A 13643-nucleotide genomic window follows, 5' to 3' on the forward strand; every position below is an offset into this window, starting at 1 on the left:
TTTTTCAGGCTCAAAGAGTCCGCCATCAAACAAGGGCATGGCGTAATTCTCATTGCCCTCATTGTAGATGGCAAAGAGTTGTTCGAGTTCGCCCCATACCCACATAACTATTATCTCTATCGCCTAACATTTTTAGCAATTTGCGGACACTCAAATAGTCTTTAAAACAAATGTGCTCTTTGAGCGTGTCCTCAAACTTGTCTTCAAAGTAGGCAATAAAAAGTAATCTAAAGAGAAAATAGAGGGTGTTTTGATAAATCTTGTCTAGTTTTGCATCAGGGTTGCGTGCGTATAGGGCTTTGCCGATGTCTTCAAATAAAGAGAAGTCATAGCCCTCTGTGCCATAGATGAGATTTTGTAAATCTTTTTCAACAGCGCTCTTGTGTTGCTCGTTGGCTTGGAGTGTGGCACTGATTTGGGGGGCTTGATCCTCTTGAGAGAGGAAGTTGGCGGCGTTAAAGAGATGGTAAAAGTAGAGAAAATGCTTTAAGTCTTGGGTCTGCAAGATGAGTTCTAAATTGATCTCAAAAAAGACTTTGTTATAGGTGGGCTTACGCGCGTCATAAAAACGCCACACCCTCCCATTGGTTAAAAAGCCGTAATTATGTCTTAGGGCATTGAGATAGTCTAAAAGTTGGTAATGGGGATTGTGGGTGATTTTTTTATTATCCACTTCTACACTATATGCCTTGCTCTCACAGATCACGCTGAAAAAGGCGTTGCTGGCGTATCTTTCTGCTTTGTTGAGGGCTTGGTATTCTTGTTTTAACTCTGGGCTAGCAAAGAGTAAGAAGTCTGGCTTTTCTAATTTGCCCTGAATGCTCTTTTCTTCTTGGCGTAGATACTCCCAGCCCAAGAGTTCTAAGACCTTAGCAATGAAGCCATCTTCAAACTGGTGTTCGTTGCTGGTTTTAAAGTTTTGCAACTTGAGGGCTGTCATTTTTTCTAAGACTGCTTTAGCTTGCTCTTTTGTCTGCTCAAAATGATAGAGTTTAGGCAATTCCTGCTCTAAAGTGTAGGGAGTAAAAAGGGTGTTGTGGATGTAGGGCATGGGGACGCTCCAAAAGGGGGTATTGTAGCAGAGGGTTTTAAAAAATTGGTTACAATACCCTTATGCAATCTTTACCCGCTATGCACACATTGTTAAATACCCCTTGTTTTACGGGCTACGATCGCGCAATTCTAAAGGCTTTGGCTAATGAGTTACTGGAGGAGTGTCGGCAAACTCAATACGCTTATGAAAACTTAGCCCAGTGGTGTGATGCGCTCCAAGCGCGCTATGAAGCCCTGTTAGCCCCCCCTTTTAAAAAAGTCTATAACGCAACCGGCGTATTGCTCTCTACCAATTTAGGACGCGCGCCTTTGGAGAGTGGCGCGCTTAGAGAGCTAGAAATTTTAAGTGGTTATGTGGATTTGGAGGTGGATTTGGAGCGCGCTATGCGTTTTGAGCGCGCTTTTCAGGCGCAAAATCTCTTAAAAGCACTTTTTAACGCCCCGGATGCGCTCATTCTGAATAACAACGCCAGCGCGTTGGTGTTGGTGGCGAGCGCATTTGCTCCTAAATCTAAGCGCAGACAAACCTTGCTCTCTTATGGGCAGTTGGTAGAAATTGGGGGAGGTTTTAGAGCGCATGAACTCTTAGAGAGTGTGACTCATCTTAAACTGGTGGGTAGCACCAATAAAACCTATTTGCGCGATTATAAGAATGCTTGCAGCGATGCCAGCGCACTAATTGCTAGCGTGCATTGGAGCAATTTTTCTATGCAGGGGTTTGTAGCTAGCGCGTCTTCCAAATCTCTTTTTGCTCTAGCCCAAGAAAAAGGCCTTGTCTTTTATGAGGACTTGGGGAGTGTGCAAAGCGTTGAGCACACTAAAAAAGCCCTTAAGAGCGCGCATTTATTGAGCTTTAGTGCGGATAAGTTACTAGGAAGTGTGCAAGCTGGGATTGTGCTAGGGGGAAGAGAATGTATAGAAGTTCTGCGCACACACCCGCTTTATCGCGCCTTTAGGGTGGATAAAATCACGCTTTTTTTACTCACCAAGAGCTTACAAGGCTATTTACAAGGGCAAAAAACCCCTTTGCAGGCTTTTTTAGAGCAAGATAAAGACGCTTTGCTCAATAAAGCTTTGAAATTGCACCGCGCTTTAAGTCAGATAACCGGATTAAAAGCCTTTGTGATCCCCACGCAGGCGCGTGTAGGCGGGGGCGTGCAGATGGAAGATTTAGAGAGTTTTGGGGTGCAAATACAAGCTAATATAGATTGCAAAGCCCTTTATCATGCCCTCTATAAAAGGGGCGTGGCTGGAGTGGTGCGCTCTGATTGCGTGGTGCTAGATGTCTACGCGCTTTTTGAAAAAGACATGCGCGCACTGGTGTGTTGCGTGCAAGAAGTTTTAGAGAATTTTTATAAAGGTTTTTCATGTTCCAACCCCTCTTAGATGCCTTTGTTGAGAGCACCAAGCTACCCCCCCCCCCCCCCACAAAAAGCCTTTAAATTTAGACTTACAATGGTATCGCGATTTAAATGATTTTAAGGGGTGGTTTTTTTATGACATTTTCCAGCACCAATATAATGTCTCGTTTGATAAAAAGGCGGATTATGATTGCCTCCTTGGAGTGCACCATAGAACACTAGAAGAGTTGTACCAAGCCTTGACTAATCCCAAAAAGCGTCTTGTGTTTATGGGAGAAAATGAGCGCATTGATTTTAATGTCTACGACTTTGCCATGAGTTTTGATCATTTGGAGTTTGGAGATCGCTATTTGCGCGTGCCTCTTTATTACCAGTCTCTCCATTGGTTCTTGCACATTGTTACTCATGCGTCTAATCCTCCTTTTAGACTGGATGGAGCGCACGAGATGCTACACTCTCCTTTGACACTCCATCTACCCCTTAACTCCACATGCACTAAAATTTCTTTTGCTGACAAATACCCTCATTTAGATGCCCTAGCTAGAGAACAGAAAAATCCTCTTGAACGAGAGTTTGCTAGTTTTGTGGCTTCCAACTGGGGAGCCCCCATGCGCAATAATTTTTACCAGCAACTCAACGAGTATCGCCCTGTGGCTGGGGGTGGGAGAGTGTTTAACACTATAGGAAAACCCGTATCTAATAAACATGACTTTTTAGCCCAATACAAGTTCAATTTGTGCTTTGAAAACTCTTTGGGGATGGGCTACACCACTGAGAAGATCGTGGATGCCTATTTTGCCCACACCATCCCCATTTATTGGGGCAATCCGTCCGTGCATTTAGATTTTAACCCTAAAAGTTTTGTGAATGTGCATGATTTTGATAGTTTGGCTGAGGCGATCGATTTTGTGCGCTATTTGGACACCCATGATAATGCCTATTTAGAAATGTTGCACGCCCACCCGCTCAACACTATAGAGGGTAAGCCACAATTCTACAACAATTTAAGTTTCAATGCTATCTTAAATTTTTTAGTCAATGCCATTGAAAGCCCACATATTTACCACGAGCAGATCAATGTGCTTAGTAACAGCATGTACGCACGCCGACCTCCAAGTCGCAACGACATACTAGAATCGTGCACTGAGGGTGAACATCTACAACTAATGCTCAACAGGTTTCGTACTAATATGAAACTAAAGCTCAGAAATTGGCTTGGTTTTCTAAGGCATTGAGTGGAACATTCATTGATAAATATACTCATGGGTTAAGGGAATGTTATTATCCACGCTGTGGGTGAAGAGAAGTTGGTAAATGTCCACGCTACCTACGCGGAAAGCCGAAGCGCATGTTTTAAGGTAGAGCTCCCACATCCGCACAAATTGCGCATCGTACATGCTAGTGATCTCACTTTGGTGCTGGTGAAAATTCTCAAGCCAAATATCTAGGGTTTTGGCATAATGCAGGCGCAAACTCTCAGCAAAGACTAAGTGAAAATCGCTCTCAGCTGTGATAGAGATCACCTCTCTAAGAGAGGGGAGATACCCGCCCGGGAAAATGTATTTATCAATCCAAGCATTAGTAGTGCCCTCAAAACAGCATAAGATAGAGTGTAGTAAAAAAGTCCCTCCCACTTTTAAAACTTCTTTCACCTTTTTAAAATAAAAGGGAAGATTCTCCTTGCCCACATGTTCAAACATACCCACGCTCACAACTTTATCAAAGCGTTCATGCATGCCATCTAAATCTTGGTAATTGAGTAATTTGATGGTAACACTATCCTCTAACCCCATATCTTTTACCCGTTGGCTAGCTTTTTTAAATTGTTCTTCAGAGATAGTAATACCCACGACATTGACATTGTATTCTTGCGCGGCACGGATAGAGAGATAACCCCAGCCACAACCAATATCTAAGAGTCTCTCCCCCTGCTTGAGATCGAGTTTTTTTAAAGTGTGATCGATTTTATTTAACTGGGCTTGATGGAGGGTGTCTTGAGGGGTCTTAAAATAGGCGCAGGAATAACTTAAGGTATCATCTAACCAAAGTCGGTAGAAATCATTGCCTAAATCGTAATGGCTCTGAATATTGGCACGCTCTTTAGAAGAGGTTTGGATGGGAAGCGCGCCATCATGCCTGTGCAAATGGGTGTAATTAGTGTGCAAATAAAGAACATGCATTAACTCATCTATAGACCCCTCTATGTCAATGACTTGATTCATATAGGCTTCAGCGATAGTTAAAGACATGTCCTTTTTGATGTCGCTTCTTTTGAGTTTGCGGTTAAATTTGATGGTAAATTTTGGGGTTTTTGTGCCATTGACATAGACCTCTTTATCCCAAAAAATCACGCGGTAATCGCCGTTTTTAAAGGTTTTGAGCTTGGATTTTAATAACATCTTGGCTAACAATTGCATATCCTTTTATGCTATTATAAGCTTTTAGACTTAAGGAAGTGCATGCAAAAACTCATCACCACGCCTATTTATTATGTCAATGATGTCCCGCACTTAGGACATGCTTACACAACCTTTATTGCGGATATGCTTAAAAAATATTACGCCTTGCGCACCGATGATGTTTTTTTACTCACCGGCACCGATGAACATGGGCAAAAGATCGCTCAAAGTGCGGCCAAACACCAAGTAAGTCCTTTAGAATACGCCTCTAAGATCAGCTCTAAATTTCGCGGTCAATGGGATTTTTTTGGGATTGATTATGATCATTTTATCCGCACCACGGATGACTCTCATATGTTTGCCGTGCAACATGCCTTTGAGGCGATGCTAGCACGCGGAGATATTTACAAGGGCACTTACAAGGGTGCTTATTGTGTGAGCTGTGAGAGCTTTGTAACTGGGGAGGCGCGCTGTCCAGATTGCCAGAGAGAAACAAGTATCTTAGAAGAGGAGAGCTATTTTTTTGCCCTGAGCAAGTATCAAGATCGCCTCTTAGACTTCTATGCTGAAAATCCTAAGGCGATTTTGCCCACTTATAGAACCCATGAAGTTTTGCGCTTCATTGAACAGGGCTTGCACGATCTTTCTATTACGCGCACAAGTTTTGAATGGGGGATCAAGTTACCTAAAAAACTCAACGATCCCAAACATGTTGTCTATGTGTGGTTGGACGCGTTGCTAAACTATGTGAGCGCGCTAGGTTACCCTAATGGGGGGAAAATGGGCTATTTTGATCACGCAATCCATGTCGTGGGCAAGGATATTTTGCGCTTCCATGCCATTTATTGGCCCGCTTTTTTAATGAGTTTAGAACTCCCTCTTTTTAAACATCTGTGCGTGCATGGGTGGTGGACCATTGAGGGGGTGAAGATGAGTAAGAGTATTGGCAATGTGCTCTGTGCTCAAAGCATAGCACAAACCTATGGCAAGGATGTGTTGCGTTATTTTCTCTTAAGAGAAGTGCCTCTAGGACAAGATGGGGATTTCTCCCAAGAAGCCCTTTTGCGCCGCGCTAATGCAGATTTGAGCAATACGCTGGGCAATTTGGTGCAAAGACTGAGCGGAATGGCGGGGCGTTATTTTGAGGGGCGTGTGCAAAGCACTCATACTCTTGAGCACTACAAAGAAGACTATGAAACTTTGCACGCGCTTTTTGCCCCCTTAGATGGGCATATGGAGGCGATGCAACCGCATAAATACCTTGAGGATTTATGGAAGGTCTTTGAGGGTGCGAACGCCTTAATTGCGCGCACAGAGCCTTGGAAAATGCAAGATCAAACAAAGATCATGGCGTTATTGGGTTTGATAGCTACGCTTTTAGCTAAATCTGTCTATTATCTCTACCCCATTATCCCAGAGAGTGCGCAAAAATTAGCCACATTGCTGGGTGTGGAATTGAGTCCTAAAGGCTTTAGTGCGATCTGTGAGCAAAAGCCCCTCTCCCTTGTGTTAGAAAAAACTCCGCCCCTCTTCCCCCGCCAAGAGCCCCCTAAAACCCCTGCCCCCGCCCCAGCTTCTAGCATGCCTACCATCTGTATTAAGGATTTTCAAAAGTTGGATTTGCGCGTGGGGCGCGTTTTGCAGGCAGAAAGGCTTCAAGGAAGTGATAAACTCTTGTTATTGAAAGTAGATTTTGGAGATCGCACGCGCACCATTTTATCAGGCATTGCCAAACACTACCAACCCCAAGATTTAGAGGGTAAGCAGGTTTGTGCAGTGTTGAATTTAGAGCCTAGAAAAATGTTGGGCGTGGTGAGTGAAGGGATGATTCTAAGCGCACAAGATCAAGAAGGCTTGCACCTCATCGCCCCTTGTAGCGCGGTTAAAGAGGGGAGTTCTATTAGCTAGTGTATGTGGCTGAGGTAGTAGAGATCACTAGGGGGGTGCTTCAAAGCACGCCTTATATCCGCGCCTTTGCGCACGCTACGACCAACCCAAAGAGAGCAAAGGGCGCGCTTTTTCTAGCCCTGCAATCTCAAGACATTCAAGCGGCAATAGAAAATGGAGCGTATGGAGTTTTATACGATCAAAGTGTAGAAATTAGCGATGCTGAGATCGCTTGGATTTATGTTTCTAATTTGGATCAAGCCCTCTTTAGATTGTTGCGCTACCATCTCTTGGGCGTTTGCGCGCTCTATGTGTCCAAAGCCACCTTTATAATCCTCTCTAAAATTACAGAAAATTCAAAGGTGCTTTTTTTTGAGGGCGCAGAAGTGGAACTTTTAAATCTTGATTTAGATCAAATGGGTCATGTGATCTTTTACAATCCCCAACTAAAACGCTATTTTGAACAAGAGATCACCTTGCCAACACATCAGCCCTTTAATATCTTGCTAGAACAACTTTTCTCTTTGAGTATTCTCTATAAAGATCAACGCCTAGACCTCCATTTACCTAGTTTTTACGCCCCTGATTTGGCGCAGGCCTTGCTTGCCTGTGAAATGCTCGGGTTAGAAGCGCGCCTAGAACACTTAGGAAGTGTAGCCTTGATGCGCCCCTTTTATGTCAATGATGCCCTAGAACCCAGTGCGCAAGGGCATAAGATTTTAGTTGGCGGGCTAGAGGTGGAGAGTCTGCAAGCTTTGTTAGAGTATATCCATAATTTAGCCCCCTGGCATATGCTGCAAATCTTTAGCCCCATGCCCCTAGACACTCCCTGCCATATCTATAAGGACCTAGATCATCTCAAAACTTTATTGCATCAGCCCTTTTCTCTAGGCTTGATCTTTGGTGATGTACACATCCCTCATCTGCTTACATTTAAACACACTTCAAAGAGTTTATTTGACGAGTTTTAGCATTGAAGCGGGCATTCGCATTTTTGTAGAGGATTTTGAGCGCGATCTTTATGAAGAAGCTTGGAGTTTGCGACCTTGGCGCAAAGGTCCTTTTATGATTGAACAAGGCGATCGAGGCTTTAAAATTAATAGCGAGTGGCGCAGTGATTTTAAATGGGAGATTCTTAAAGGCGTGGTGTCCTTGCAAGATAAGGATGTCGCTGATGTGGGTTGCAATAATGGCTACCATCTCTTTTGCATGGCTAAGCAAAATCCTAAGAGTCTAACTGGCTTTGATCCTAGTGCGCTGTATCAACGCCAATTTGACTTCATTAATAATCTCTTAAAACTTCCTATCACTTATGAAAGTTTGGGAGTAGAGGACTTGCGCGCCTATTCTAAGCGTTTTGATGCGATCTTTTGTTTAGGCGTGCTCTATCATCGCAAAGACCCGCATAATGCGCTTAAAGCCTTGCACATGGGTTTGAAAAAAGGAGGGGTGTTGGTCTTGGATACTCTTATTTATGAGAGTCCCCTAGAGATCGCTTTGTGCCCGCGCACTTATGCTAAAATGAGCAATGTTTTTTTTATTCCAAGCCCTAAGGCTTTAGAGAATTGGGCTTTTAAAGCCGGTTTTACTAGCTGTGCTATGCTCACAAAACGCCTAACTACCTTAGAAGAGCAACACAAAACAATTTGGATTGAGGGTTTGAGTCTGGAATCTTTTTTAGATTCCGCTGATACTTCTAGGAGTGTGGAGGGTTATCCTGCCCCTTGTAGAGGGTATTTTATTTTGACAAAAGGATGAGTATGGCAGACACTCCCCTAGATGAAGGACTTTTAGTTTGTGCTAAACTAGATCAAAATCTGTGTGCAGAATTGATCTCTTTTGGGTCGGGCAAAGCCACGGTTTGTTTGACTCCTAAGGAATTTATGCTTTGTGAAGAAGATGTGGTGCATGCGGGTTTTATTGTGGGTGCGGCGAGTTTTGCAGCCCTGTGCGCGCTCAATAAAAAGAATAGTTTGATCTCTTCAATGAAAGTCAATATCCTAGCTCCCATTGAGCTCAAACAAGAAATCTATTTTAATGCCACCATCACGCACACTAGCTCCAAAAAATCTAGCGTGCGCGTAGAGGGGGAGTTTATGGAGATCAAGGTTTTTGATGGAGATTTTGAGATTTTAGTCTTTGAAAAACGCCCTTTTAAGTTTAATTTTAAGGAGAATTAGTGGTTATTGTTTTGGTTGTGGATAGTTTTGAGAATAAGAGCAATGGGACTTCCATGACCGCTGCGCGTTTTTATAAGGCTTTAAAGGCACATGGGCATAGCGTGCGCGTGGTTGCCCCTTTTGTGCAGGGAGAAGAGTTTTATGCTCTCAAAGAGCGTTATATTCCTTTAGTGACAGAATTGGCACACAAGCAACATATCCTCTTTGGCAAGCCCCATGAAAAAATTTTGCACCAAGCCTTTGAAGGAGCGGATATCGTGCATCTTTTTTTACCTTTTAAATTAGAAAAAGTGGCAATTAAGGTAGCGCGCGCGATGAAGATTCCTTTTGTAGGAGCTTTTCACCTTCAGCCTGAGCATATTACCTACAATATGGGATTACAAAATCTAGGTTGGCTTAACCGCTTTATTTTTTGGTGGTTTAAACAAAGTTATTATCAGCACCTCACACATATCCACTGCCCTTCACCTTTTATCAAGGCCGAGCTAGTTAAACATAATTATGGAGGGAAGAAATACACTATCTCAAATGGCTTTGATCCTATGTATGCTCCCCGTCCTCACAACACTAAGAGTGATGATCTCTATCATATTGCGATGGTTGGGCGTTATTCTCCAGAAAAAAACCAACAGGTGCTCATAGAGGCTACTCATCTGAGCAAACATGCTTCACAAATCCAATTACATCTCAAGGGGCAGGGACCTCAGCTTGCCTCTTTGCAAAAGCATGCGAGCAAATTGGCCCACCGGGTAGATTTTGGCTTTTTAGAACCTAGCGAGCTTGTGAAATTGCTTTATCAATGCGATCTGTATGTGCACACTGCCGATGTAGAGGGGGAGGCAATCGCGTGTTTGGAGGCGATGGCTTGTGGGATTGTACCCATTATCTCAGATAGCAAGATCAGCGCGACCAATCAATTTGCCCTAGACGATCGCTCTTTGTTTAAATCCAACGATCCTAGAGATTTAGCTAATAAAATTGATTGGTGGCTAGATCACCCAGAAGAACGCTTGCAAGCAGAGGATCGCTATGTACAAAATGCCACACACTACACCCTAGATAAGGCGATTAAGCAAGCTATAGTGATGTATGAGGAGGCGATTGAGGATTTTAAAAAGATTTATTGACGCACTAAATCCACACCCTTAGGCAGAGTGAACACAAACATGGAGTCTTCTAGGGGCATGTCGGTTTTGATAGCACTAAAAGTGATTTCTACTTTATTATGAAGTTTGTCTTTGAATTCTAGGGTATGGGGGAGCTGGTTTTGCAGAGTGAAGTAATAGGTTGTGCCTTTGACTTTGGTTTTATAGCGGCCGTCTTTTTGTAACCTGGCCTTTTTAAGAATAGTAAATAAATCCAAAGATTGATCTAGTTTAGCAAGGGTGGCTTGCATCAATCTGGGTTCATACACGACGACATGGTTATCGCGCATATAAATCTCTTTTTTAGAGGGTTTGTCATAAACCCATTTAGCGGCATCAGGAATCTTGGCAAAGAGCTCCCCCTCATAAACGGGGTTAATAGGACCTTCGCCCATAACCACCTGTTTAAAATGCGCTTTGAGAGTTTTGACATGCAACTCCACTCCCCAAAGACTTACCACACTCAAGCAAAAGGCCAAAACCCAACCCATAGAGCCCCTTTTTCTTTTAGGCGCGATTGTATAAAAATTTGTTAAAATCCTTGCTTACGCAAATAGTGAGTGGTGAACATGATTAAAAGCCTTGTAAGTAAAATTATCGGTACTAAGAATCAGCGTGCCCTTAAGGTCTATCAAAAACGCGTGGTGGCAATCAACGCCCTAGAATCAGAAATCCAAGCACTGGATAATACGCAACTGCGATCCCGATTTGAAGACTTAAAAACCCAAGTCAGAAATGAGGAAAAGACCTTACAAGAGGTCTTACCTGAGAGCTTTGCAATCACGCGCGAGGCCTCTAAGCGCATTTTGGGCATGCGCCATTTTGATGTGCAACTCATTGGGGGGATGGTCTTGCATGAGGGCAAGATCGCTGAGATGAAAACAGGCGAGGGGAAAACTTTGGTGGCTACTTTAGCAGTGGCATTAAATGCGCTAAGTGGGCACAGCGTGCATGTGGTTACCGTGAATGACTATTTGGCACAGCGCGATGCCAGGGAAATGGAACCTCTTTACAACTTTTTAGGCTATAGCGTGGGGGTTGTAACAGCTGGAATTGCCGATGAAGCGCGCCTAGAGGTTTATGCTAACAATATTGTCTATGGCACAAATAATGAATTTGGGTTTGATTATTTACGCGATAACATGAAATACGCCCTAGAGCAAAGGGCGCAAAAAGAACATGTCTTTGCCATTATCGATGAGGTAGATTCGATCTTGATTGATGAAGCCCGCACCCCGCTCATTATCTCTGGGCCTGTGAATAAGCGCATGGAAAATTATGAGCGGGCTGACAAGGTTGCCCAAAACATGCAAGCTGGGCAGGATTTTAGCATTGATGAGAAAAATCGCGTGATTCTCATTAGTGAGGAGGGCATTAAGAAGGCTGAAGAGCTTTTTGGCGTGGATAATCTCTATAGCCTAGAAAATGCGATCCTCTCCCACCATTTAGATCAGGCTTTAAAAGCCCATTATCTCTTTGCCCGAGATAAAGATTATGTGGTAGCTAATGGCGAGGTGGTGATTGTAGATGAGTTTACCGGACGCTTGAGCGAGGGACGGCGTTTTAGTGAGGGCTTACACCAAGCCCTAGAGGCTAAAGAAAAAGTAGGGATTAAAGAGGAAACCCAAACCCTAGCTGACATCACTTTTCAAAACTATTTTAGACTTTATGAAAAATTAGCGGGTATGACGGGCACAGCACAAACAGAGGCGAGCGAGTTTTTAGAGATTTATAATTTAGAGGTGGTCTCTGTGCCTACAAACTTGCCCATTCAGCGCAAGGATTTAAACGATCTCATCTATAAAAGTGAGAAAGAAAAATTTGAAGCGGTGGTGGCTAAAATTAAAGAATTGCACGCCAATGGGCAACCGGTTTTAGTGGGCACGGCAAGCATTCAAAAAAGCGAGGTCTTGCATGCCTTGTTGCAAAAAGAGCGCATCCCTCACACGGTGCTTAATGCCAAGCAACACACTAAAGAAGCTGAAATTATCAAAGATGCCGGACTTAAGGGGGCGGTAACCATTGCTACTAACATGGCTGGGCGCGGGGTGGATATTAAACTGAGCGAAGAGATCAAGGCTTTAGGCGGGCTGTATATCATTGGCACAGAGAGGCATGAGAGCAGGCGTATTGATAACCAGCTTAGGGGGCGTAGCGGGCGGCAGGGAGATCCCGGGGTGAGCCAATTTTACTTGAGTTTAGAAGATAGCTTGTTGCGTATTTTTGGAAGCGATCGCATTAAGGGGGTGATGGAGAAATTGGGTCTTAAAGACGGGGAGTTTATCGAGTCGCGGCTAGTAACCCGTTCTGTGGAGAACGCTCAAAAAAAGGTCGAAGCCCTGCATTTTGAAAGCCGTAAACATCTCTTAGAATACGATGATGTGGCCAATGAGCAAAGAAAGACGGTTTATAAATTCCGCAACGAATTATTAGATGAAACTTGTGATATTAGTGTGCGCATTCAAGAGAATCGCCAATATGCCGTGATGAAAATCTTAGAGGCTCAACAAGCCTTTGAAGCTCAAGAGTTTAGTAAGCAAGATTTGGAGAACATCGCCCATATTTTGCAAGAGGAATTTAATGCCCGTCTTAGTTTTGAATCTCTTGAGGATGCTAGTTTAGGTGGCTTGGAAGCTTTTATTGTGGAAGCGTTAGAGGAAGAATACGAAATCAAGATGCAAGATATTGAGGATCGCAACAAGATTGAGCGCATTATTTATCTTCAAATTTTAGACAACGCTTGGCGCGAACACCTCTACACGATGGACAATCTCAAAACCGGTATAGGTCTAAGAGGGTATAACCAAAAAGACCCCTTAGTGGAGTATAAAAAAGAAAGTTATAATCTCTTTTTAGAGCTCATCGACTCCATTAAACTAGAAGCAATCAAAACCTTCCATAAGCTAGAATTAGGCGCGCGCAGCCACGAGGAGACAGAACGCTACTTTACAGATTTAGAGGAAGCGCAAGAAGAGCTTAATTTTAATGATTCTGACATTGAATTGGGTTTGAGCAACTGGGAGATGGAATCTAAAAATACCCCCAAAAGCATTGCTAGAAACGCTCCTTGTTATTGTGGGAGCGGGAAGAAATACAAGCACTGCCATGCCAAAAGCGGACCAAAAAAAGGGATTTTTGCTAAACCGGAATGAAAGCCCATGCCTTGATCTCCTTTTTGGTGCGCGCTTATCTGCGCTTTGATAAAAACCAGCCCTTTATCAGTATCACCGCCCTTTTAGCCTTTTTTGGGGTGGCAGTGGGTGTGATGGTCTTGATTGTCGCGATGGCAATCATGAATGGCATGAGTAAGGAATTTGAGGATAAACTTTTTGTGATGAACTACCCGCTCACTCTCTACACAACTAGCTATGCAGGCATCTCACAGGGCACTTTAAACGCATTAGAGAAAAAATTCCCCAACTTGCGCTTTAGCCCCTATTTGCAAGCCCAAGTAGTGGTGCGCTCGCAGGGCATGGTGAGTGGGGGCATGTTATTTGGCATAGACATTGATAAGGAATTACAGCTTAATAGCGTTTTAAAAAAGGGGCTTTCCCCAACACAAATCGAATCTTTTAAGAGCAATCCTTTTCACATCATCATGGGTAAGACTTTAGCCCA

11 protein-coding genes and 1 pseudogene are annotated in these 13643 nt (G+C 43.5%); 9 read left to right on the forward strand and 3 right to left on the reverse strand.

Annotation, left to right across the window (positions count from 1 at the left end):
* Positions 1-58: 58 nt before the first annotated feature.
* On the reverse strand, positions 59-1051 hold the full coding sequence (locus C6H00_RS00115; RefSeq protein ID WP_233704323.1) for a hypothetical protein: 993 nt from the start codon (positions 1049-1051) through the stop codon (positions 59-61).
* Positions 1052-1113: 62 nt separating this feature from the next.
* On the opposite strand from C6H00_RS00115, the gene selA reads away from it, so the two are divergent.
* Both selA and C6H00_RS08600 read left to right on the forward strand, forming a co-directional pair.
* Positions 1114-2439 (forward strand): L-seryl-tRNA(Sec) selenium transferase, encoded by a 1326-nt coding sequence (selA, locus tag C6H00_RS00120; protein ID WP_104749040.1) that lies wholly within the window; start codon positions 1114-1116, stop codon positions 2437-2439.
* 115 nt (positions 2440-2554) lie between these two features.
* The gene (locus C6H00_RS08600) at positions 2555-3649 is read left to right on the forward strand and encodes a glycosyltransferase family 10 domain-containing protein (RefSeq protein ID WP_233704327.1); all 1095 of its coding nucleotides are present in this window, start codon (positions 2555-2557) and stop codon (positions 3647-3649) included.
* Positions 3650-3658: 9 nt separating this feature from the next.
* Here C6H00_RS08600 and C6H00_RS00135 read toward each other — a convergent pair whose 3' ends face one another.
* Complete coding sequence (locus tag C6H00_RS00135; RefSeq protein ID WP_104749041.1) at positions 3659-4825, reverse strand: class I SAM-dependent methyltransferase; 1167 nt, start codon at positions 4823-4825, stop codon at positions 3659-3661.
* Between the two features lie 48 nt (positions 4826-4873).
* Here C6H00_RS00135 and metG point away from each other — a divergent pair, with 48 nt between their 5' ends.
* The 5 genes from metG to C6H00_RS00160 are packed head-to-tail and all read left to right on the forward strand — an operon-like array spanning position 4874 to position 10007.
* Entirely contained in the window at positions 4874-6721 is a 1848-nt protein-coding gene (gene metG / locus C6H00_RS00140; RefSeq protein ID WP_104749042.1) for a methionine--tRNA ligase, read from the forward strand.
* A 5-nt stretch (positions 6722-6726) separates the two neighbouring features.
* Positions 6727-7671 (forward strand): hypothetical protein, encoded by a 945-nt coding sequence (locus tag C6H00_RS00145; RefSeq protein WP_233704324.1) that lies wholly within the window; start codon positions 6727-6729, stop codon positions 7669-7671.
* Entirely contained in the window at positions 7658-8458 is an 801-nt protein-coding gene (cmoB, locus tag C6H00_RS00150; protein WP_104749044.1) for a tRNA 5-methoxyuridine(34)/uridine 5-oxyacetic acid(34) synthase CmoB, read from the forward strand. The genes C6H00_RS00145 and cmoB overlap by 14 nt, the downstream gene beginning before the upstream one ends.
* 2 nt (positions 8459-8460) lie before the next feature.
* Entirely contained in the window at positions 8461-8880 is a 420-nt protein-coding gene (locus C6H00_RS00155) for a PaaI family thioesterase (RefSeq protein ID WP_104749045.1), read from the forward strand.
* Positions 8880-10007 carry a glycosyltransferase gene (locus C6H00_RS00160; RefSeq protein ID WP_104749046.1) on the forward strand — a complete coding sequence of 376 codons (1128 nt, stop codon included), beginning with the start codon at positions 8880-8882 and terminating at the stop codon, positions 10005-10007. Before C6H00_RS00155 ends, C6H00_RS00160 begins: the two co-directional genes overlap by 1 nt.
* Here C6H00_RS00160 and lolA read toward each other — a convergent pair.
* Positions 10001-10516, reverse strand: coding sequence for a LolA-like outer membrane lipoprotein chaperone (lolA, locus tag C6H00_RS00165; protein WP_104749047.1), 516 nt, complete (start codon positions 10514-10516; stop codon positions 10001-10003). The two genes, C6H00_RS00160 and lolA, sit on opposite strands and share 7 nt — an antisense overlap.
* A 78-nt stretch (positions 10517-10594) precedes the next feature.
* Here lolA and secA point away from each other — a divergent pair, with 78 nt between their 5' ends.
* Together secA and C6H00_RS00175 are read left to right on the forward strand one after the other, a co-directional pair.
* Entirely contained in the window at positions 10595-13177 is a 2583-nt protein-coding gene (gene secA, locus C6H00_RS00170) for a preprotein translocase subunit SecA (protein WP_104749048.1), read from the forward strand.
* Positions 13174-13643, forward strand: a pseudogene (locus C6H00_RS00175) (ABC transporter permease); the annotation flags it as partial. The gene secA and the pseudogene C6H00_RS00175, both read left to right, overlap by 4 nt.

The sequence above is a fragment of the Helicobacter cynogastricus genome, assembly GCF_900197855.1.
Classification (GTDB): Bacteria; Campylobacterota; Campylobacteria; order Campylobacterales; family Helicobacteraceae; genus Helicobacter; species Helicobacter cynogastricus.